At 69.6% G+C, this 18,518-nt stretch carries 20 protein-coding genes; 10 read left to right on the forward strand and 10 right to left on the reverse strand.

The genetic code is table 11. From position 1 onward, the window contains the following. Positions 1-291: 291 nt before the first annotated feature. From ABZS69_RS49100 to ABZS69_RS49110, 3 genes are read right to left on the reverse strand one after another with little or no spacing between them, the layout of a single operon-like run. A complete protein-coding gene (locus tag ABZS69_RS49100; RefSeq protein WP_355386347.1) occupies positions 292-702 on the reverse strand; it encodes a DUF2000 domain-containing protein in 411 nt (136 codons plus the stop codon). Positions 703-758: 56 nt separating this feature from the next. Next, complete coding sequence (locus ABZS69_RS49105) at positions 759-1,592, reverse strand: SRPBCC domain-containing protein (protein ID WP_355386350.1); 834 nt, start codon at positions 1,590-1,592, stop codon at positions 759-761. Between the two features lie 2 nt (positions 1,593-1,594). Beyond that, entirely contained in the window at positions 1,595-2,404 is an 810-nt protein-coding gene (locus ABZS69_RS49110; RefSeq protein WP_355386353.1) for a helix-turn-helix domain-containing protein, read from the reverse strand. A gap of 64 nt (positions 2,405-2,468) precedes the next feature. On the opposite strand from ABZS69_RS49110, the gene ABZS69_RS49115 reads away from it, so the two are divergent. Then, a complete protein-coding gene (locus ABZS69_RS49115; RefSeq protein ID WP_355386630.1) occupies positions 2,469-3,299 on the forward strand; it encodes an AraC family transcriptional regulator in 831 nt (276 codons plus the stop codon). 3 nt (positions 3,300-3,302) lie between these two features. Here ABZS69_RS49115 and ABZS69_RS49120 read toward each other — a convergent pair whose 3' ends face one another. After that, positions 3,303-4,325: a GDP-mannose 4,6-dehydratase gene (locus tag ABZS69_RS49120; RefSeq protein WP_355386356.1), complete on the reverse strand. Its 1,023-nt coding sequence runs from the start codon at positions 4,323-4,325 to the stop codon at positions 3,303-3,305. A gap of 256 nt (positions 4,326-4,581) precedes the next feature. On the opposite strand from ABZS69_RS49120, the gene ABZS69_RS49125 reads away from it, so the two are divergent. The 4 genes from ABZS69_RS49125 to ABZS69_RS49140 all read left to right on the forward strand — a co-directional run bounded on the left by ABZS69_RS49125 (position 4,582) and on the right by ABZS69_RS49140 (position 8,730). Next, on the forward strand, positions 4,582-5,841 hold the full coding sequence (locus ABZS69_RS49125) for a glycosyltransferase family 4 protein (RefSeq protein ID WP_355386359.1): 1,260 nt from the start codon (positions 4,582-4,584) through the stop codon (positions 5,839-5,841). Between the two features lie 3 nt (positions 5,842-5,844). Then, entirely contained in the window at positions 5,845-6,555 is a 711-nt protein-coding gene (locus tag ABZS69_RS49130; RefSeq protein WP_355386362.1) for a methyltransferase domain-containing protein, read from the forward strand. Continuing rightward, positions 6,552-7,607, forward strand: a complete 1,056-nt coding sequence (locus tag ABZS69_RS49135) for a prenyltransferase (RefSeq protein ID WP_355386365.1) — start codon at positions 6,552-6,554, stop codon at positions 7,605-7,607. Before ABZS69_RS49130 ends, ABZS69_RS49135 begins: the two co-directional genes overlap by 4 nt. Before the next feature lie 154 nt (positions 7,608-7,761). Continuing rightward, positions 7,762-8,730 (forward strand): DUF1702 family protein, encoded by a 969-nt coding sequence (locus ABZS69_RS49140; RefSeq protein WP_355386368.1) that lies wholly within the window; start codon positions 7,762-7,764, stop codon positions 8,728-8,730. Positions 8,731-8,760: 30 nt separating this feature from the next. Here the strand turns inward: ABZS69_RS49140 and ABZS69_RS49145 are convergent, their stop codons facing one another. Next, positions 8,761-9,390: a class I SAM-dependent methyltransferase gene (locus tag ABZS69_RS49145; RefSeq protein WP_355386633.1), complete on the reverse strand. Its 630-nt coding sequence runs from the start codon at positions 9,388-9,390 to the stop codon at positions 8,761-8,763. 85 nt (positions 9,391-9,475) lie between these two features. Here ABZS69_RS49145 and ABZS69_RS49150 point away from each other — a divergent pair, with 85 nt between their 5' ends. From ABZS69_RS49150 to ABZS69_RS49170, 5 genes are all read left to right on the forward strand, one after another. Continuing rightward, positions 9,476-9,928 carry a pyridoxamine 5'-phosphate oxidase family protein gene (locus ABZS69_RS49150; protein WP_355386370.1) on the forward strand — a complete coding sequence of 151 codons (453 nt, stop codon included), beginning with the start codon at positions 9,476-9,478 and terminating at the stop codon, positions 9,926-9,928. Beyond that, positions 9,925-10,116 carry a ferredoxin gene (locus ABZS69_RS49155; protein ID WP_355386373.1) on the forward strand — a complete coding sequence of 64 codons (192 nt, stop codon included), beginning with the start codon at positions 9,925-9,927 and terminating at the stop codon, positions 10,114-10,116. The genes ABZS69_RS49150 and ABZS69_RS49155 overlap by 4 nt, the downstream gene beginning before the upstream one ends. Positions 10,117-10,148: 32 nt before the next feature. Continuing rightward, complete coding sequence (locus ABZS69_RS49160; protein ID WP_355386376.1) at positions 10,149-11,237, forward strand: Zn-dependent alcohol dehydrogenase; 1,089 nt, start codon at positions 10,149-10,151, stop codon at positions 11,235-11,237. Positions 11,238-11,340: 103 nt separating this feature from the next. Continuing rightward, complete coding sequence (locus ABZS69_RS49165) at positions 11,341-11,784, forward strand: macro domain-containing protein (RefSeq protein WP_355386379.1); 444 nt, start codon at positions 11,341-11,343, stop codon at positions 11,782-11,784. A 156-nt stretch (positions 11,785-11,940) separates the two neighbouring features. Continuing rightward, positions 11,941-12,516, forward strand: a complete 576-nt coding sequence (locus tag ABZS69_RS49170; protein WP_355386382.1) for a dihydrofolate reductase family protein — start codon at positions 11,941-11,943, stop codon at positions 12,514-12,516. 280 nt (positions 12,517-12,796) lie between these two features. Here the strand turns inward: ABZS69_RS49170 and ABZS69_RS49175 are convergent, their stop codons facing one another. The 5 genes from ABZS69_RS49175 to ABZS69_RS49195 are packed head-to-tail and all read right to left on the reverse strand — an operon-like array spanning position 12,797 to position 18,511. Next, on the reverse strand, positions 12,797-13,798 hold the full coding sequence (locus ABZS69_RS49175; protein ID WP_355386385.1) for a sugar phosphate isomerase/epimerase family protein: 1,002 nt from the start codon (positions 13,796-13,798) through the stop codon (positions 12,797-12,799). 3 nt (positions 13,799-13,801) lie between these two features. Next, complete coding sequence (locus tag ABZS69_RS49180) at positions 13,802-14,959, reverse strand: Gfo/Idh/MocA family oxidoreductase (protein WP_355386388.1); 1,158 nt, start codon at positions 14,957-14,959, stop codon at positions 13,802-13,804. A gap of 11 nt (positions 14,960-14,970) precedes the next feature. Next, positions 14,971-16,020, reverse strand: coding sequence for an ABC transporter substrate-binding protein (locus ABZS69_RS49185; RefSeq protein WP_355386391.1), 1,050 nt, complete (start codon positions 16,018-16,020; stop codon positions 14,971-14,973). Then, positions 16,017-17,027: an ABC transporter permease gene (locus ABZS69_RS49190; protein WP_355386394.1), complete on the reverse strand. Its 1,011-nt coding sequence runs from the start codon at positions 17,025-17,027 to the stop codon at positions 16,017-16,019. Before ABZS69_RS49190 ends, ABZS69_RS49185 begins: the two co-directional genes overlap by 4 nt. Then, positions 17,027-18,511 carry a sugar ABC transporter ATP-binding protein gene (locus ABZS69_RS49195; protein WP_355386397.1) on the reverse strand — a complete coding sequence of 495 codons (1,485 nt, stop codon included), beginning with the start codon at positions 18,509-18,511 and terminating at the stop codon, positions 17,027-17,029. The genes ABZS69_RS49190 and ABZS69_RS49195 overlap by 1 nt, the downstream gene beginning before the upstream one ends. Positions 18,512-18,518 lie beyond the last annotated feature (7 nt).

Genomic DNA, 18,518 nt, shown 5'->3' on the forward strand with positions numbered 1-18,518 from the left:
CGGAGGCACGACCGCCAGCGCGGAGGCACGACCGCCAGCGCGGAGGCACGACCGCCAGCGCGGAGGCACGACCGCCAGCGCGGAGGCACGACCGCCAGCGCGGAGGCACGACCGCGAGTAGCGGTCAGGAGGGGGCGGGCAGTGGTGTGGGTGAGAGCGTGCGGCGGGAGGCGCGGCGGAGGCTTTGGCCACCCGTGGTGCTGGGGCTGCTGAAAGCGTGGTGGCCGCTGTGCGCGAGGGTTCGGCCGCCCGTGGTGCTGGAGTTGGGGAGAGCGCGGTGGTGGTTCTGGGTCAGGGGTGTAGGGCGAGGCCCTTCAGGACCTTGTCCACGCCGTTCTTCGGTCCGTGGATCGCCACCCCCACCAGCGCCAGTTCGTCGGCCTCCACCGCCCGCACCGCCGCTCGGTTGTCCGCGTCGTGTCCCGTCTTGAACATCTCCTCGATGTAGACGGCCACGTCCATCTCCCGTCCCATCGCCTTCTCCTGGACGCCTCGGAGCCCCTCCAGGTCAGCCGTGTAGACCAGCACGGGCTGCCGGAGCATCGGCAGGTATGAATTGCCGGACCCGTCCTCGTACGGCTCCCCCATGAGCCCCGGCACCCCGCCCGCCACCGCGCTGGACAGGAAGGCGGTGACGTTGAGCTTCTGCCATGCGGCCAAATCCGCGCGGACCACGATGCCGATCTTGGTGTCGAAACGCATGGCCACGAGTCTCCACATCCCGCCCCCGCCGTGTCTTGAACGCTGGTGCGGTGGTGTCAGGCCATGATGACCGGCTGCCAGTCCGGCACCTCGTGGTAGCGCCGCAGCTCCGCGACCCCCGACATGATCCCGCCCCACGCCGCGTACGGCGGACGTTCCGCGTCGAACCCGCTCTGCACCAGCGTCAGCCGGGTCTTCCCACCGGAGCCCTCCAGCTCCCACGTGCCGACTCCCGGGCCGCCCCAGTCCAGGGAGAACTTGCGGTCGGGCTCAAGCTCCAGCACCTTGGCCGGGCTGGGGTCGTTGGCCAGGCCGCCCATCGCGAAGCGCCCGCCCACGTGCGGCTCGATCTCGATCGGGTACCCGAACCACTTCGTCACGGTCTCGGAGTCGATCAGCGACTCGAACACCTGAGACGGCGAAGCGTCGATCGTGACCTGGGCCCGCAGGTCCGCGGAGGAGAAGTCGATCTTGGGTGTGAGCTCGCGCCCCTCGAGGTGTTCGGCCAGGTTGGCGATGGCCAGGCACCAGTACGTCTGCAGCACGCCCCGGATGCTCTTGCCCGTGATGACGTCCTGGAAATCGAAGTGCGTCTGCGACAGCGACAGGACGGTCGCGTCCCCGTCCTCCTCCAGCCGGAACTCGGTGGTCGTCTCCTCGCCGTCCAGCAGCCAGGCGAAGCGCACCGTGCGCTCGTCCGCGTGCAGCAGCCGCTGGTGCGGCGCGTCCCCCTCAGGCGTGGTACGCCCCCAGAACCCGAACCGGTCGGGCAGCTCCACCTCGGCGTGCTCGGCCAGCCAGATCCGCAGCGCGGCCGGGTCGGTGAGCGCGTGGCGCACGTCCTTGAGAGGCGCCTGGATGCGGGCACGAAACGTCATGGGCTCGGTCATGGTCATCTTCTCCTTTGGCGACTGCGGGGTGGAGCGGCGTCAGGGCCCGGCCGGTCCGTGGGTGCCGTAGAGGCGAGGTCGGGCTGATCGATGGCGGCCGTAGAGGCGGGGTCGGACTGGTCGATGGCGGCCGAAGAGTCGGCGTCGGGCCGGTCCGTCGGTGGCGAGGGAGCGGCGGCAGGTGGGCCCGTTGGTGAAGCTGGTGAAGTCGGCGAGGCCGGCGGAGGAGGGGTGTTGGTTTCGGGGTGGTTTGCAGGGCTGTCGTCGGCGGCCTTCGGGTAGCAGGCGACCGCGAGCTTGAACGCGTCCCCCTCCGCCCCGCCGTACCGCGTGAACAGCTCCCGCAGCATCGTCTGCAGATCGTCCAGGAACTCCTGGCGCCGCTCAGGACGCACATGGATCTCCCCCGACAACCCGACCGACGGCAACTCGGGCGCGCTCCTGTCGAGCGCCGCGATGTCCGACTGGACCTCCTCCATGAGATCCAGCAGGTAACCGAGGCTCAGCTCGTCACGCGCCTTGCGGAGCCCGATCCGGCCCACCAGCCGGGGCGACAGCCAGTACGACCGCGCGCCGGCCTGGTAGATGCCCTCGTGGATCCCGCGTACCTTGCGCTCGGACACGAGGTCCACGAGGCCCGCCTCGACCAGTCGTTTGACGTGGTAGTAGACCCGCTGCGGCGTCTGGCCGAGCCGTTCGGCGATCTCCGAGCACGTACGCGGCTCGGCCAGTTGCCGCAGCACCTCCACGCGCTGCGGCTTGAGCAGGGCCTCGGCCTGCTCGATCTCTTCGAGGTACAGGACTTCTCTCATTGCAAAAACAATCCTTTATGTAAAAATTTGGTTTGTCAATGGGGCCGGGGACAATGGAAGGGTGATGGTGCATGACTGGTCCCGATACTGGCGGTCGCCCGACCGGCCGCTGGAGGCCATGCATGCCCACTTCGAACGGCACGTCTACCACCGGCACAGCCACGAGACGTACTCGTTCGGGGTCACGGAGACCGGCGCGCAGTCGTTCACCTGCCGCGGCTCGGCCCACACGAGCTCGGCGGGCATGGTCATGGCGTTCAACCCGGAGGACCCCCACGACGGCCACGCCACGAACGTGCACGGCTTCACGTACCGGATCGTCCACATCGGCCCGGAGCTCGTGTCGGACGCCCTGACGGACACGACGGGCCGCCGTCTGGGCCTGCCCCTGTTCGCCGAGCCCGTGGTCGAGGATCCCGTCCTGGCGGAGGCGCTGCGCTCGCTGCACGGGGCGCTCCTGAGCGACGACGCGACGGCTCTGCGGCGCGACGAGTTGCTCACCGCCACGGTCGCGGCGATCGTACGGCGGGCCGCGACGGCCCCGGTCCGCCCGGACGGCAGGCCGGGAAGGTCGGTGCGGGTGGCGCGGCAGGCCAGGGAGCTCCTCCATGACCGCCTCGGCGACGACCTCACGAGCGACGACCTGGCGAGGGCCACGGGTGCCAGCCGCTACGCGGTCTACCGGGCCTTCCACGCGGAGTACGGGCTGTCCCCCAGCGACTACCAGCGGCAACTACGGCTCAGGGCGGCCCGTACGCTGATCTCCGGCGGCACTGCGATCAGCGAGGTGGCCACCGAGACGGGCTTCGCCGACCAGAGCCACCTGACCCGCTGGTTCACCCGCTACTTCGGCCTGACCCCGGGCGCCTACCGCCAGGCCATCACCGGGGCATAGCGGTCACGGCCAGGAGCTGTCCTGGTCGGGATCGCCGCCGTCGGTGAGCAGCCGCAGATCCGACTCGACCATCATCGTCACCAGCTCGTCGAACGACACGCCCGGCTCCCACCCCAGCTGCGCCCGCGCCTTCTTCGGGTCCGCGCACAGCAGGTCCACCTCGGCCGGCCGGTGCAGCGTCTGGTCCGTCACCACGTACCGCTCCCAGTCCAGCCCCGCGGCCGTGAACGCGGCCTCCACCAGCTCCCTGACCGACTTCATCCGCCCGGTCCCGATCACGTAGTCCTCGGGAGTGGCGGCCTGCAGCATCAGGTGCATCGCCTTCACGTAGTCGCCGGCGAACCCCCAGTCCCGCCGCGCCTCCAGGTTCCCCAGCCGCAGCTCCGTGGCCAGCCCCAGCTTGATCCGGGCCACCCCCAGCGACACCTTCCTGGTGACGAACTCGGCCCCCCGGCGCGGCGACTCATGGTTGAACAGGATCCCGGACACGGCGAACATCCCGTACGACTCGCGGTAGTTCTGCGTGAGGAAGTGCCCGTACGCCTTGGCCACCCCGTACGGCGAGCGCGGGTGGAAGGCGGTCCGCTCGTTCTGCGGCGTCTCGCTGACCTGCCCGAACATCTCAGAGGACGAAGCCTGATAAAAGCGGATCTGTCGGGAGGCGCCCGAGCCCCGCGACGCCCCCGAGCACACCCGGATCGCCTCCAGCATGCGCAGCACGCCCATCCCGGTCACCTCGGCCGTGAGCTCCGCCTGCTCCCACGACATCGGCACGAACGAGATCGCCCCCAGGTTGTACACCTCGTCCGGCTGAACCCGTTCCACCGCCGAGATCAGGGACCCCTGATCCAGCAGATCCCCCCGCACCACCTGTACGTCGGAGAGCAGCTTGCGCATCCGGGACACCCGCGGGTTCGCCTGCCCCCGCGCCAGCCCCCACACCTCGTACCCCTGCTCAAGCAGGTGCTCCGCCAAGTAAGAACCGTCCTGGCCGGTGATGCCGGTGATCAGAGCTCGCCTGGCCAAGGGTCCTCCAGCTATCGCGTATAGCAATCTGTTTGGGACGGAATGTACAGCTAAGCACCCAGACAGGGCACCAAGCCACCTAGAACCCGTTCCACCGAACCACGCTCGGTCACAGCAACGTCGCAGTTCGCACGACGTTTAACCGTAATTGTGAACAATTCCACCTGACCTACCGAATGGTAGCCTTTTCGGACTAAGGTCATCTTCACGGTACACGCCCATCTCAAGGGCCCTACCGGCGGAGAAAGGGGTGTCCGTGGAAGAGCCAGCCCGGCGGGAGCGAACGCTGCGGATCGCGTTGTTGTCCTACCGCAGCAAGCCGACCTGTGGGGGCCAGGGCGTCTATCTACGCCACCTCAGCCGCGAACTGGTCGCGTTGGGGCACCACGTCGAGGTGTTCTCCGGCCAGCCCTATCCCGAGCTGGACGAGGGCGTCATCCTGCGCGAGGTGCCCAGCCTCGACCTCTATCGCGACGAGGACCCGTTCAGGACGCCCAAGCTGCACGAATACCGCGACTGGATCGACTGGCTGGAAGTCGGGACGATGTGGTCGGCGGGGTTCCCCGAGCCGCTGACGTTCACGCTGCGGGCCTACCGCGAGCTGAAGAAGCGCCTCGGCGACTTCGACGTCGTGCAGGACAACCAGACCCTCGGGTACGGCCTGCTGGGCATCCAGCGGATGTTCCCCGTGGTCGGCACCATCCACCACCCGATCAGCGTCGACCGCCGCATCGAGCTCGAGGCCGCCACCGGCGGGAAGAGGCTGAGCCTGCGCCGCTGGTACGGGTTCGTGAAGATGCAGTCGCGCGTCGCGCCCCGCCTGAGCCCGATCCTGACCGTCAGCGAGTCGTCGCTGGCCGACATCCACCGCGACTTCAACGTCCCCCAGGCGAACATGCGCCTGATCCCCCTCGGCGTCGACACCCGCTATTTCCACCCGCGCCCGGACAAGCCCAGGCGCAAGGGCTCGATCGTGGCGGTCGCCAGCGCGGACTCGCCCATGAAGGGCGTCGCGACGCTGCTGCGGGCGGTCGCGAAGCTGGCCACCGAGCGCGACGTGCACCTCACCGTCGTCAGCCGGCCCACCCCCGGCGGCCCGACCGAGCAGCTCGTCCAGGAGCTGTCCCTGCAGGACCGGGTACGGTTCGTGCACGGCATCACCGACGACGAGCTGGGCGAGCTGATCGCCACCTCGGAGATCTCGGTCGTGCCCTCCCTCTACGAGGGCTTCTCGCTGCCCGCCGTCGAGCACATGGCCTGCGGCACTCCCCTGGTGGCCAGCCGTACGGGAGCGCTGCCCGAGGTCGTGGGCGACGCCGCCATCCAGGTGGCCCCCGGCGACCCCGAGGAGCTGGCCACGGTGCTGCGCCGCCTGCACGACTCCCCCGAGGAGCGCGAGCGCGTGGGCCAGGCCGGATACGACCGCGTCATGGAGCGCTACACCTGGCACGTCGTGGCCAAGCGGACCGTCGAGGCGTACTTCGAGGCCATCGAGAACCACAAGAGGAGAGGCTGACCAGTGCTGACCGTCGACTTCGCCCGGCTCCCCGTCGGCCCCGGCGTGCGCGTGCTCGACCTGGGCTGCGGCGGCGGCCGGCACGCCTTCGAGGTGCTGCGCCGGGGAGCGGACGTGATCGCGTTCGACATGGACCAGGCGGAGCTGGACGGCGTGGCGGCCATGTTCGTGGCGATGGACAAGGCGGGCGAGGTGCCGCCGGGGGCGAGCGGGCAGATCGTCCAGGGCACGGCGCTGGACATGCCGTTCGAGGACGGCAGCTTCGACCGGATTATCGCGGCCGAGGTGCTGGAGCACATCCCGGACGACATGGCGGCCATGCGCGAGATCTTCCGCGTGCTCAAGCCGGGCGGCACGGCGGCCGTGACCGTGCCGAGCTTCCTGCCGGAGCGGATCTGCTGGGCGCTGGACGAGGACTACCACACGGCCCCCGGGGGGCATGTCCGGATTTATACGTTGGCTGAGCTGTCGGCGAAGCTGAAGTCCATCGGGTTCGAGATCGGCCCCCACCACCACGCCCACGGCCTGCACGCGCCGTACTGGTGGATCAAGTGCGCCGTCGGCGTCAACAACGACGACAACCCGCTCGCCAAGGCGTACCACGAGCTGCTGGTCTGGGACATCATGAAGCGCCCGGCCGCGACCAGGATCGCCGAGGCCGTACTCAACCCGATCATCGGCAAGAGCGTGGTCCTCTACGTCAGGAAGCCATGATCTCCCACGCGGAGGTCGTGCGGACGGCTGAGAGCATCGCGGCGATCCAGCAGGACGACGGCGGCGTGCCGTGGCCGGAGGGCCACGTCGACGCGTGGAACCACGTCGAGTGCCTGATGGCCATGTCCGTCGCGGGGCTCGGCGATCCCGTACGGCGCGGCTACGCGTGGCTGGCCGGCCACCAGCGCCCCGACGGCTCCTGGCCGATGAAGCTGGTCGACGGCGTGCCCACGGAGCCGGGTGGCGAGACCAACCACGCCGCGTACGTCGCCGCCGGGCTCTGGCACCACCACCTCGTGACCGGCGACCAGGCGTTCACCGAGGAACACTGGCCCATGGTGAAGGCCGCGCTCGACTACGTGGCGGGGCTCCAGACCGAGCGGGGCGAGATCGTCTGGGAGCGCGACGGGCACGGCGTCGCCTCGACGCTCGCGCTGCTCACCGGCTGCTCCTCCGTCCACCAGGGGCTGCGCTGCGGCGTGCTGCTCGCGGAGCACCTGCAGGACCCGCAGCCGCACTGGGAGCTGGCCGCCGACCGGCTGGCGCACGTGCTGGCGGCGCATTCCGAGGCGTTCGCGGACAAGAGCCGCTTCTCCATGGACTGGTACTACCCGGTGCTCGGCGGCGCGGTACGCGGACAGCAGGCGTTCGAGCTGCTGGAGCGCGAGTGGGCCACGTTCGTGGTGCCCGGGCTCGGGATCAGGTGCGTATCGGACCAGCCGTGGGTGACGGGCGCGGAGACGTGCGAGCTGGTGCTGGCGCTCGACGCGCTGGGAGACCGGGAGCGGGCGGTCACGCTGTTCGCGGACGTGCAGCATCTGCGGCACGAGGACGGCTCGTACTGGACGGGCTGGCAGTTCGCCAACCGCAGGCACTACCCCAACGAACGATCCGGCTACACCGCCGCCGCCGCCGTGCTCGCGGCGGACGCGCTGCTGGGGCTGACGCCGGGGTCCGGGCTGTTCAGGGACATCGCGGGGACGTCGGTGTCCGACCCGGAGACCTGCGGCTGCGCCGCCGGCACGGGCCTGGTACGCCGCGACGACCTCTGACCTGACTTCACCTCGCACAAGCGCTTTTGCGGGTTCTTTGCCGCCGAAATCCGGTGCGCCGCCGATGATCGACGCAATGGGCTTACTAGCTTCTGAGTGACTCGTACGAGGCGTCTTCGGGGGAAGCGTGGGCGACACGGGCACAACATCGTTCTTGGACCAGGTCAGGACCGAGCCGACACTGTCCCGGGCGAGGGGGCTGCGGAGGTTCCTGGCCAAGGATCCGCTGGAGTCCGATCTGAGTCGGCGGCGGTTCCGGCTCAGAGGAGGAACTTCCCGGGCCGTCTTCACCGACGCGGAGAGGTCGTATGTTTTCGGCTTCAACGCGGTGATGTCCCGGGAGATCGAGAAGGTCGAGGAAATCTCGGCTGAGCAGCGGCCCTTCGGCTACGAAGGAGCGGCCGCCGCCAGCACCGTACTCGACCTGCTCACGCTGACGCGGGGCCGGCGCCTTCACGAGCTACTCACCGGCCCCGCCCAGCATCATCGCCACGCCGCCTACGTCGGCGCCGGTCGCGGGTACGCCCTGCTGCGGCTGCGGCCGCTGTGGGGCGCGCGGCGCGCCCATCCGCTGCTGCGCTGGCTGGCGGTGGACGGGTTCGGGTTCCAGTGGAGCCTGGCCAGGGCCGACCGCATGGTGGGCGAGCGCACGATGCCCGACCTGCTGACCAGGGCGCACTGCGCGGTGTTCGACCAGGGGCTGGGGCGGCTGCTCTGGTACCACGACTGCGCCGCGCCCGACGACGTCGCCGCCAGGATCGGTGGATATCCGGCGGGACGGCGGGGCGACCTGTGGAGCGGGATCGGGTTCGCGGCGACGTACACGGGCGGGGCCGAGAGCGACGAGCTGTGGTGGCTGACCGAGCACGCCGGGGCCGACGGGTTCCGCGCCTATCTGGCCCAGGGGTGCGCGTTCGCCGTCGCCGCCCGGCTGCGGTCGGGGACGCTCCCGGACCACACGGCGCAGGCCGTGCCGATCCTCGCCGGGGCCGAACCCGAGGAGGCGGCCTCGTGGACGGACCAGGCGCTGCTCGCGCTCGGGCACGAGGCGCACACGCACGAGGACTTCCAGCGTTGGCAGTCGCAGACCCGCCGCTCCTGGACCCACCGCCACCGCTGCTGACCCTTGCCGGCGACGCCTGGATTCCCGGGCCTAGATTCCCGGGCCGACGCGCTCCAGCACCCGGAGCGAGCCCTCCACCGACACCTCGCTGAAGGCGCCCGACCGGACCGCCCGCTGGTAGACCCGGTACGGCGCCTGCCCCCCGTCGGCGGGATCGGGGTAGATGTCGTGGAAGACCAGCGCCCCGCCCGGCATGACGTGGGGCGCCCAGCCCTCGTAGTCGCGGGTCACCGGCTCCTCGGAGTGCCCGCCGTCGATGAACAGCATCCCCAGAGGCGTCCTCCAGAGCGCGGCGACCTGCTCCGACCGGCCCACGATCGCGATCACCTCGTCCTCGAGACCGGCGGCCGCGATCGTGGCCCTGAACGTCGGCAGCGAGTCCATCTTCCCGAACCGGGGATCCACCAGCGTCGGGTCATGGTGGGCCCACCCGGGCTGGATCTCCTCGGAGCCCCGATGATGGTCCACGGTCACGACCACCGACCCGGCCTGCCTGGCCGCCGCGCCGAGATAGACGGCCGACTTCCCGCAGTACGTGCCGATCTCGCAGACCGGGCCCAGCTTCCCGTATCGGCAGGCCGCCTCGTACAGGGCCAGGCCCTCGTTGTGCGGCATGAATCCCTTGGCGTGTTTCGCTGCGTAGAGCAGCTCTGACGGCATCGTCATAGGCATGCACCCTAGCCGAACCGAACAACATTCCAGGGGACCCTTGCAGGGCCGTTCTGAAACCTGTTCTACTTACAACGTGAATCAGCGCGCTCGCATCGCCATGTCGGACGACGACGTCACCGCCTTCCTGGAGAGCTCGCGCAAGCTGCAGCTGGCCACCATCAACGCGGACGGAACACCCCACCTGGTGACCATGTTCTACGGGCTCGACAAGGGACGCATCACCTTCTGGACCTATGCGAAAGCCCAGAAAACCCACAATCTCGCCCGCGACCCTCGCGTGAGCTGCCTGATCGAGACCGGCGAGGACTACGCCGAGCTGCGGGGCGTCCTGGTGTACGGGAACGCCGAACGGGTGGACGACCGCGACCGCGTCCTGGACGTCGGGATGATGGTCGCCCGCCGGATGACCCCGGGCGTGCCGGACGAACTGCTGCGCCCGTACGTGGAGCAGACCGGGCGAAAGCGAGTTGCGTACATCGTCGAGAACACCAAAGTGGTCTCATGGGATCACAGGAGGCTCGCATGAGAGTCAAGTTCGACGAGCTGGTCTGCGAGGCCAACGCCGTGTGCATGGGGCTCGCGCCGGAGGTGTTCGAGGTGGACGACGACGACCAGCTCCACATCCTGCTGCCAGAACCACCCCCCGAGATGCGGGACCGCGTCCGCCACGCCGTCAGGTCCTGCCCCAAAGCCGCCCTTTCCCTCGAGGAATAGCCCCGCTAGGCACCAGCCGGAGGAGGAACCCCATGCGCGCCGCGATCCTGCACGCCGTAGGCAACGACAAGCTGGACATCCGCGACGACGTCACCCTGGCCCCTGTCGGGGCGGCGGACGTACGCGTACGGATCAAGGCGACGGGCGTCTGCCACTCGGACCTGTCGGCCATGACCGGCGTACTGCCTCAGCCCGTGCCGCTGGTGCTCGGGCACGAGGGCGCGGGTGAGGTGGTCGAGGTGGGCGAGCACGTCACCTCGCTGAAGCCGGGCGACCACGTGGTCATCAACTGGCGGCCCGGCTGCCAGGAGTGCGACCTGTGCCTGGGCGGCCAGCCGTACCTGTGCATCAAGTACGTGGTCGAGGCGTTCAGCAAGGGCAACTTCCGGTTCGGCGGCGACGGGGCGACGGCGTACGGGATGGCCGGGTGCGGCACCTGGGCGGAGGAGATCGTCGTGCCGTGGCAGGGCGCGATCAAGATCGACGAGGACGTGTCGTGGGAGGCGGCGGCCCTGATCGGCTGCGGCATCACCACGGGCGTGGGCGCCGCGATCAACACCGCGAAGGTCCGCCCCGGCTCCACGGTCGCGGTGATCGGCTGCGGCGGCGTCGGCCTGTCGGTCATCCAGGGCGCCCGCCTGTCCGGCGCCCGGACGATCCTCGCGGTCGACCCGCTGGAGTCCAAGCACGAGCTGGCCAAGAAGGTCGGCGCCACGCACGCCGTCACCCCGGACCAGATCCCCGACGCCGTGAACGAGCTCACCGCCGGCGCCGGCTTCGACTACGGCTTCGAGGTGGTCGGCAAGGCGGCCACGATCCAGAGCGCCTGGCAGATCACCCGGCAGGGCGGCGACGTCATCGTGGTCGGGGCGGGCGCGCTGGACGACATGGTGTCGATCTCGGCGTTCAGCCTGCTGTTCGAGGGCAAGAACCTGCTGTCCAGCCTGTACGGGGAGGCGGACGTGCGCCACGCCTTCCCCTACTTCGCCAAGCTCCACAAGGCCGGCAAGCTGGACCTGGAGTCGATGATCAGCGCCCGCATCCGCCTGTCGGACCTGAACGACGCGGTGGCGGCGCTGCGGGGCGGCGAGGTCCTCCGCCAGATCGTCGTCATGGACTGACCGCGTTCCGAACGGTGGGGGCCGCCGTGGCGGCCCCTACTTTTTTGTCGGGGTCGCCCGCTAGTTCTGGTGGTCGGGAACCTCGAACGGCGGGAGCGCATCCTTGATCACGGAAACCACCGGCGACCTGCTCCAGGACGACGCGCAAGCCCTCGTCAACGCGGTCAACACGGTCGGGGTGATGGGCAAGGGGATCGCCCTGGAGTTCAAGCGGGCGTTCCCCGAGATGTTCGCGGCCTACGCGCAGGCGTGCGCCGACGGCCGCGTGCGGATCGGGCACGTCTTCCCCGTACGGCTCGGCGACGGCGACCGTTGGGTGCTCAACTTCCCGACCAAACGCCACTGGCGTCAGAAGTCCAGGCTCCCGGACATCGCCGCGGGGCTGGACGACCTGGCGCGGCTGCCGGCCGAGCTGCGCCTCGGCAGCGTCGCGATCCCGCCCCTGGGGTGCGGGCACGGCGGGCTCGCGTGGCCGGAGGTGCGGGCGCTCATCCTGGAGAAGCTGGGCGGCCTGGACCTCGACCTCCGGCTGTACGGGCCCGGCTGAGGCACTCAACGCTGCGAACGGGCGGGCACCACTCGGATGAGCCCGGAAAAGTTCTGAAAGAAATCCGGGAGGCGTGTCGGATCGGGGCGGTGGTGTTCGTAGCAGGGGTGAGGCCGCCACAAGGCGCGCGCGACCGACTTCCCGCGAGGAGACACCATGACCGCCACTTACACCTTCGACATCTTCTCCACGCTTGACGGCTTCGCCAACCACAACGGCGACTGGGGCGGCTACTGGGGCAAGCAGGGCCCCGAATTCCTCGCGTATCGCGCCGCCGCCTACCGCGACCCGCTGCGCATGGTGCTCGGGGCCAAGACCTACTCGTCGAACGCGCCGTTCCTTGACGCAGGCTTCGACCGGGGCCTGTTGGACGGGTGGATCACGCGCATGTTCGACTCCCCGGTCACGGTGCTCTCCAGCCGGCTGACCGAGCCGCTCGAGTGGCCGGACACGACCATCGAGTCCGGCGATCCTGTCGAGGTGGTCACGCGTCTCAAGGCCGAATCCGATGTGCCGCTGCGCTCCCACGGCAGCCTGACGCTCAACCGGGCGCTGCTGAACGCCGGCCTGATCGACACCATCGAGGTGACGGTCTTCCCCGTGATCTCCGGGACGACCGGCGTGGACCGGATCTTCGACGGTGCGGACGACTTCGACCTCGAACTGCTCGAGGCCCGGACCTTCGACGGCCACACGCAGGTGCTGACCTACCGGCCGGCCCGACATGGTTGATGGCTACGGGGCGGGGTTGAGCCATGCCGGGATCGTCATTCCCTCTCCGCTCAGTGGGAGCCCCGTCGCCCTCTCCGACGGTCAATCAAAGGACGACTTCGCCCTCGGCCGACGCCGGGGTGCGCGAGGGGCGGGAGCCCCTCGCCTCGGGGCGGGCTCCCGCGGCCCACCGTGTAACCAGGCGACGGGTGGGATGGCGAGCTGGGATTCGAAAGGACCTTGGGAGGCGCTGGCTGGAAGCCAGAGGCGCGCAGCGCCCCCCTTGTGGAAGGCCGTGCTGTCAGGTCGTGGAGAAGGCGGCGTCGAAGGCGGCGGTCGGCGGGGTGATGGCGTTGAGCTTGCGGATGTAGCCCAGCGCCTCCTTGGCCCCGTCCAGCCGGTCCATCCCCGCGTCCTCCCACTCGATCGAGATGGGCCCTTCGTACCCGATCGAGTTCAGCGCCCGGAAGCAGTCCTCCCAGGGCACGTCGCCCCGCCCCGTCGAGACGAAGTCCCAGCCGCGGCGCATGTCCGCCCAGGCCAGGTGCGAGGACAGGCGGCCCTTTCGGCCGTCGCCCACGCGCATGCGCGTGTCCTTGCAGTCGACGTGGTAGATCCGGTCCTTGAAGTCCAGGATGAACCCGACCGGGTCCAGGTCCTGCCAGACCATGTGGGACGGGTCCCAGTTCAGGCCGAAGGCGGGACGGTGGCCGATGGCCTCCAGGGTGCGCACGGTGGTGTAGTAGTCGTACGCGATCTCGCTCGGGTGGACCTCGTGCGCGAAGCGCACCCCGACCTCGTCGAAGACGTCGAGGATCGGGTTCCAGCGGTCGGCGAAGTCCTGGTAGCCGGCGTCCACCATCGACGCGGGCACCGGCGGGAACATGGCGACCGTGTGCCAGATCGACGACCCGGTGAAGCCGACCACCGTGTCCACGCCCAGCAGGGAGGCCGCGCGGGCGGTGTTCTTCATGTCCTCCGCCGCCGCCTGGCGTACCGACTCGGGGTCGCCGGAGCCCCAGATGCGGGCGGGCAGGATGGTCTTGTGGCGCTCGTCGATGAGGTCGCAGACCGCCTGCCCGACCAGGTGGTTGGAGATGGTCCAGACCTTCAGGCCGTGCTTGTCGAGCTGGGCGTGCTTCTGCTCCACGTACGACGGGTCGGCCACGGCCTGGGCCACGTCGAAGTGGTCGCCCGAGCAGGCGATCTCCAGCCCGTCGTAGCCCCATTCGGCCGCCAGCCGGCACACCTCCTCGAACGGCAGGTCGGCCCACTGCCCTGTGAACAGGGTGACAGGTCGCATGTGTCAGTCCTCCACGTTCATGTAGCGGCTGCCCTGAGCCGCGCTCCGCTCGACCGCCTCCAGCACCCGCTGCACCCTCAGCCCGTCGGCGAACGACGGCGAGGGGTCGGCGCCGGTGGCGATCGCCTCCAGGAAGTCGTTGATCTCGTGGGTGAAGGTGTGCTCGTAGCCGAGCCCGTGCCCGGGCGGCCACCAGGCGCCCACGTACGGGTGGTCGGGCTCGGTGACCAGGATCCGCTCGAAGCCGCCGCCGTCGGAGCTGAACCACAGCTCGTTCATGGCCTCGAAGTCGAACGCCAGGCTGCCGAGCGAGCCGTTGATCTCGATGCGCATCGCGTTCTTGCGGCCGAAGGCGAACCGGGTGGCCTCGAACGAGGCCAGCCCGCCGCCCGAGAGCCGGCCGATGAACAGGGCGGCGTCGTCCACCGTCACCTCGCCCATGTCGGCGGTGCCGGTGGCCTCCAGGCCCGAGGACGCCGCGGCGATCGGGCGTTCCTTGATGAACGTCTCCGTCAGCGCGGAGACGCCCACCACCTGCTGCCCGGTGATGAACTGGGCCGCGTCCACGATGTGCGAGCCGATGTCGCCCAGCGCGCCCGCGCCCGCCTTGTCCTTCTGCAGCCGCCAGACCAGCGGGAACTCCGGGTCGACGATCCAGTCCTGCAGGTACGCGGCCCGTACGTGCCTGACCTCGCCGATCCGGCCCTCCTCGACGTACCGGCGGGCGAGCGCGATCGCGGGCACCCGCCGGTAGTTGAAGGCCACCATGCTCTTGACCGTGGACGGCGCCGCCTGCGCGGCCCGGACCATGGCCTCGGCCTCTTCGACGGTGTTGGCCAGCGGTTTCTCGCAGATCACGTGCTTGCCCGCCTGCAGCGCGGCGATGGCGATCTCGGCGTGCGAGTCACCGGGCGTGCAGATGTCGACGATCTGCACGTCGTCGCGCTTGATCAGCTCCCTCCAGTCCGTCTCGACGTCGGCCCAGCCGAGCTGTGCGGCGGCCGCCTCGGTGCTCTCCTTCGACCTGCCGCCGAGCACCGCCATGCGAGGTACCAAGGGCAGGTCGAAGAAGGCCGAGACGCTGCGCCAGGCCTGGGAGTGGACGCGGCCCATGAAGGCGTAGCCGATCATGCCCACGCCGATGGTGGTCTTGTCTGACATGCAACCCCCGATCAGGATTCGAAGCCGAGCGCCAGGTACTTCTCGACGTTGTCCTTCGTAATGGTCTCGGATGCAAGAGTGATTGACTGTGGAACCTGGTTCTCCACCAGATCACTCATGCCCTTCCCCTGCGCGATCAGACGTGCGAGTTTGATCGCCGAGGAGGCCATCGTCGGACTGTAGGTGACCGTGGCCTTCAGCACCGAGGTGCCCGACTGGATCTCCTTCATCGCGTTCAGCGACCCGGCGCCGCCGACCATGATGAACTCGTTCCGGTTGGCCTCCTTGATCGCGGCCAGCACGCCGACGCCCTGGTCGTCGTCGTGGTTCCAGAGCGCGTCGATCTTCTTGTGCGCCTGGAGCAGCGACGTGGCAACCTGGTTGCCGGTCTCGACCGTGAACTTGGCGTCCTGCTTGGCCGTGACGCTGAACCCGAACGTCTTCAGCGCGTCGGCGAAGCCCTTGCTGCGGTCCTGCGTCAGCGGCAGCGTGGCGATGCCCTGGATCTCGACGATGACGGGGTTGGTGACGCCCTTGTCCTTGAGCTGCTTGCCGATGTACTGCCCGGCCGCGACGCCCATGCCGTAGTTGTCGCCGCCGATCCAGGTCCGGTAGGCCAGCTTGTCGGGGAAGACGCGGTCGAGGTTGATGACCGGGATCCCGGCCGCGGTGGCCTGGAGCGCGACCTGGTTCAGCTGCTGGCCGTCGTTGGGCAGGATGACCAGCGCGCTCACCTTGGCCGCGATGAGCGACTCGACCGCGGAGATCTGCTGGTTGATGTCGTTCGTCGGCTCGACCGGCTTGAACTCCACGTCCGAGTACTGCTTCGCGGCGCTCTCGGCGTTCTTGGCGATGGCCGCGATCCAGCCGTGGTCGGCGGCGGGCGCCGAGAAGCCGATCGTGACCTTGTCCCCCGGCTGGTCGTTCCCGCTGGCCGCGGGGGCGGGCGCGGGGGCCGCGCTGGTGCTGGGCGCGGCGGCGGGCTCGTTGCTGGTGCAGCCCGTCGCTAAGAGTACGGCTCCGCCGACGAGGAATCCCCTGCGGGCGACGTTCTCACTCATGGTGCTCTCTCCTTCAGGTTCCGCCGCTGGAGAAGGACGGCGACGACGATGATCAGGCCCTTGGCGATCAGCTGGTCGCTGGTGTTGAGCCCGTTGAGAATGAACAGGTTCGTGATGAGGGTGAAGATCAGCAGGCCCAGGATCGAGCCCACGATCGTGCCCCGGCCCCCGGTGAGGAGCGTGCCGCCGATGATCACGGCGGCGATGGCGTCGAGTTCGTACAGGTCGCCGTGGGTGGACGAGCCGGTCGTCGTACGCGCCATGATGAGGATCGCGGCGATGCCGCAGCAGAGCCCCGACAGGGCGTAGAGGAGCATCGTGTGCTTGCGCACGTCGATGCCGGCCAGCCTGGCCGCCTCGGGGTTGCCCCCGACCGCGTACGTCCGCCGCCCGAACGTCGTGCGGTTGAGCACGATCCACCCGAGCACCACCACCAGGGCGAAGATGTAGACCAGCAGCGGGATGCCCAGCAGGCGCGTGGTCGACAGGTCCACGATGGCGGAGTTTTCCGACTGGATGAGCTGCGTCTTGCGGTCGGACATGCGCTGCGCCAGCCCTCGGGCGGCGACGAGCATGGCCAGCGTGGCGATGAACGGCACCAGTCGCCCGTAGGCGATGAGTAACCCGTTGACCAGCCCCGCCCCGGTGCCGACGAGGATGGCGCAGATCGCCATCACCACCGGCCCGTACGACTGCGTGGCCAGCGTCGTGGCCCAGACCGAGGCCAGCGCCATGACCGCGCCGACCGACAGGTCGATGCCGCCGCCGATGATCACGAACGTGGCCCCGACCGTGATCACGCCGATCGTGGCGGCAAGGGAGAGGATGCTGACGAGGTTGGAGGCGGTGGCGAAGTTCTCCGGCCGGGTGACCAGGCCGACGATGATCAGCAGCGCCAGGGCCGCCAGCAGCCCGAGATGTCGCATCTCTCCGAAACTGAAGCGGAAGCCGCCCGGCGGGGACGCCCCCACCCCCGCCAGCGGCCGGTCGGTTGTGGGCTCGCTCATCACGCCGCCCTCCCATTCATGATCATGTCGAGTACGCGGTGCTCGTCGAGTTCAGCGGCGGCGCCCTCGTGGATGACCGTGCCCTCGCGTAACACGAGCACCCGGTCGGCCAGGCCGAGCACCTCGGGCACCTCGCTGGAGACCAGCAGCACGCCGATCCCCTGCTCGGCCAGGTCGCGGATCACCGCGTACAGCTCGGCCCTGGCGCCCACGTCCACGCCTCTGGTCGGCTCGTCGAGCAGGAGCAGCTTGCGTCCGCCGAGCAGCCAGCGGGCGAGCACGGCCTTCTGCTGGTTGCCGCCGGACAGCGTCCTGATCGGGCGTTCGGGGTCGGGTGGGCGGATGTCCAGCATTTCCGCCAGGCGCTTGGCCTCGGCCCGCTCCCGCTTGCGGTCCATCCAGCCGAACCTGGCGAAGTCCGGCAGGCTGCCCAGCGTGATGTTGGCGGTGACGCTCTGGTCGAGGAGGAGGGCCTGGGCCTTGCGTTCCTCGGGGGCCAGGCCCATGCCGCGCTTGACGGTGCCGACGACGCTGCGGCGCACGGGGGCCCCGGCGAGCAGGACGCGGCCCGAGGCGGGGCGGGCGCCGTACACGGCCTCCAGGATCTCCGAGCGGCCCGAGCCGACCAGCCCGGCCAGCCCGACGATCTCGCCCGCCCGCACGGAGAACGAGACGCCCGAGAAGACGCCCGGCGAGGACAGGTTCTCGACCTTGAGCACCTCCTCGCCCGGCGAGCGGCCGGCCCGGGGCGGGAAGACGTACTCGACGTTCCTGCCGGTCATCAGGGAGACGATCTCTCCGGTGGGGGTGTCGCGCGCGGACAGGCCGACGGCGACCGTGCGGCCGTCCTTCAGCACGGTGACCCGGTCGCCGATCTCGCGGATCTCCTCCAGGCGGTGGGAGATGTAGACGACGGCCACGCCCTGGGCGGTCAGCTCTCGGATGATGCGGAAGAGGTTGGCGACCTCGTCGTGGGCGAGGGCGGCGGACGGCTCGTCCATGATGATCAGGCGGGCGTCGTGGGAGAGCGCCCTGGCCATGGACACGACCTGCTTGGCCGCCGGCGACAGCCGCCCCACCTCGACCGACGGGCGGATCTCCCCGTGGCCGAGCCGTTCGAGCACCTCGCGGGCGGCGCGCCTGGCGGCCGCCCGGTTGACGAAGCCGAAGCGGGCGTGCTCGTGGCCGAGGAAGATGTTCTCGGCCACGCTGAGCCCGTCGACCAGGTCGAGCTCCTGGTAGATCGTGGCGAAACCGAGCCTGATGGCGTCGATCGGGCTGCTCGGGCGCACTTCCTTGTCGTTGAAGACGATCGTGCCCTCGTCCGGCTGGTGCACCCCGGCCAGGACCTTGATCAGGGTGGACTTGCCGGCGCCGTTCTGGCCCAGCAGGCAGTGCACCTCGCCCGCCCGTACGTCCAGATCGACACCGTCCAGCGCGCGCACTCCGGGAAACTGCTTGACGATGCCTTTCATGACCAGCATCGGGGGG

This window comes from Nonomuraea sp. NPDC005650, assembly GCF_040605375.1.
Taxonomy (GTDB): Bacteria; Actinomycetota; Actinomycetes; order Streptosporangiales; family Streptosporangiaceae; genus Nonomuraea.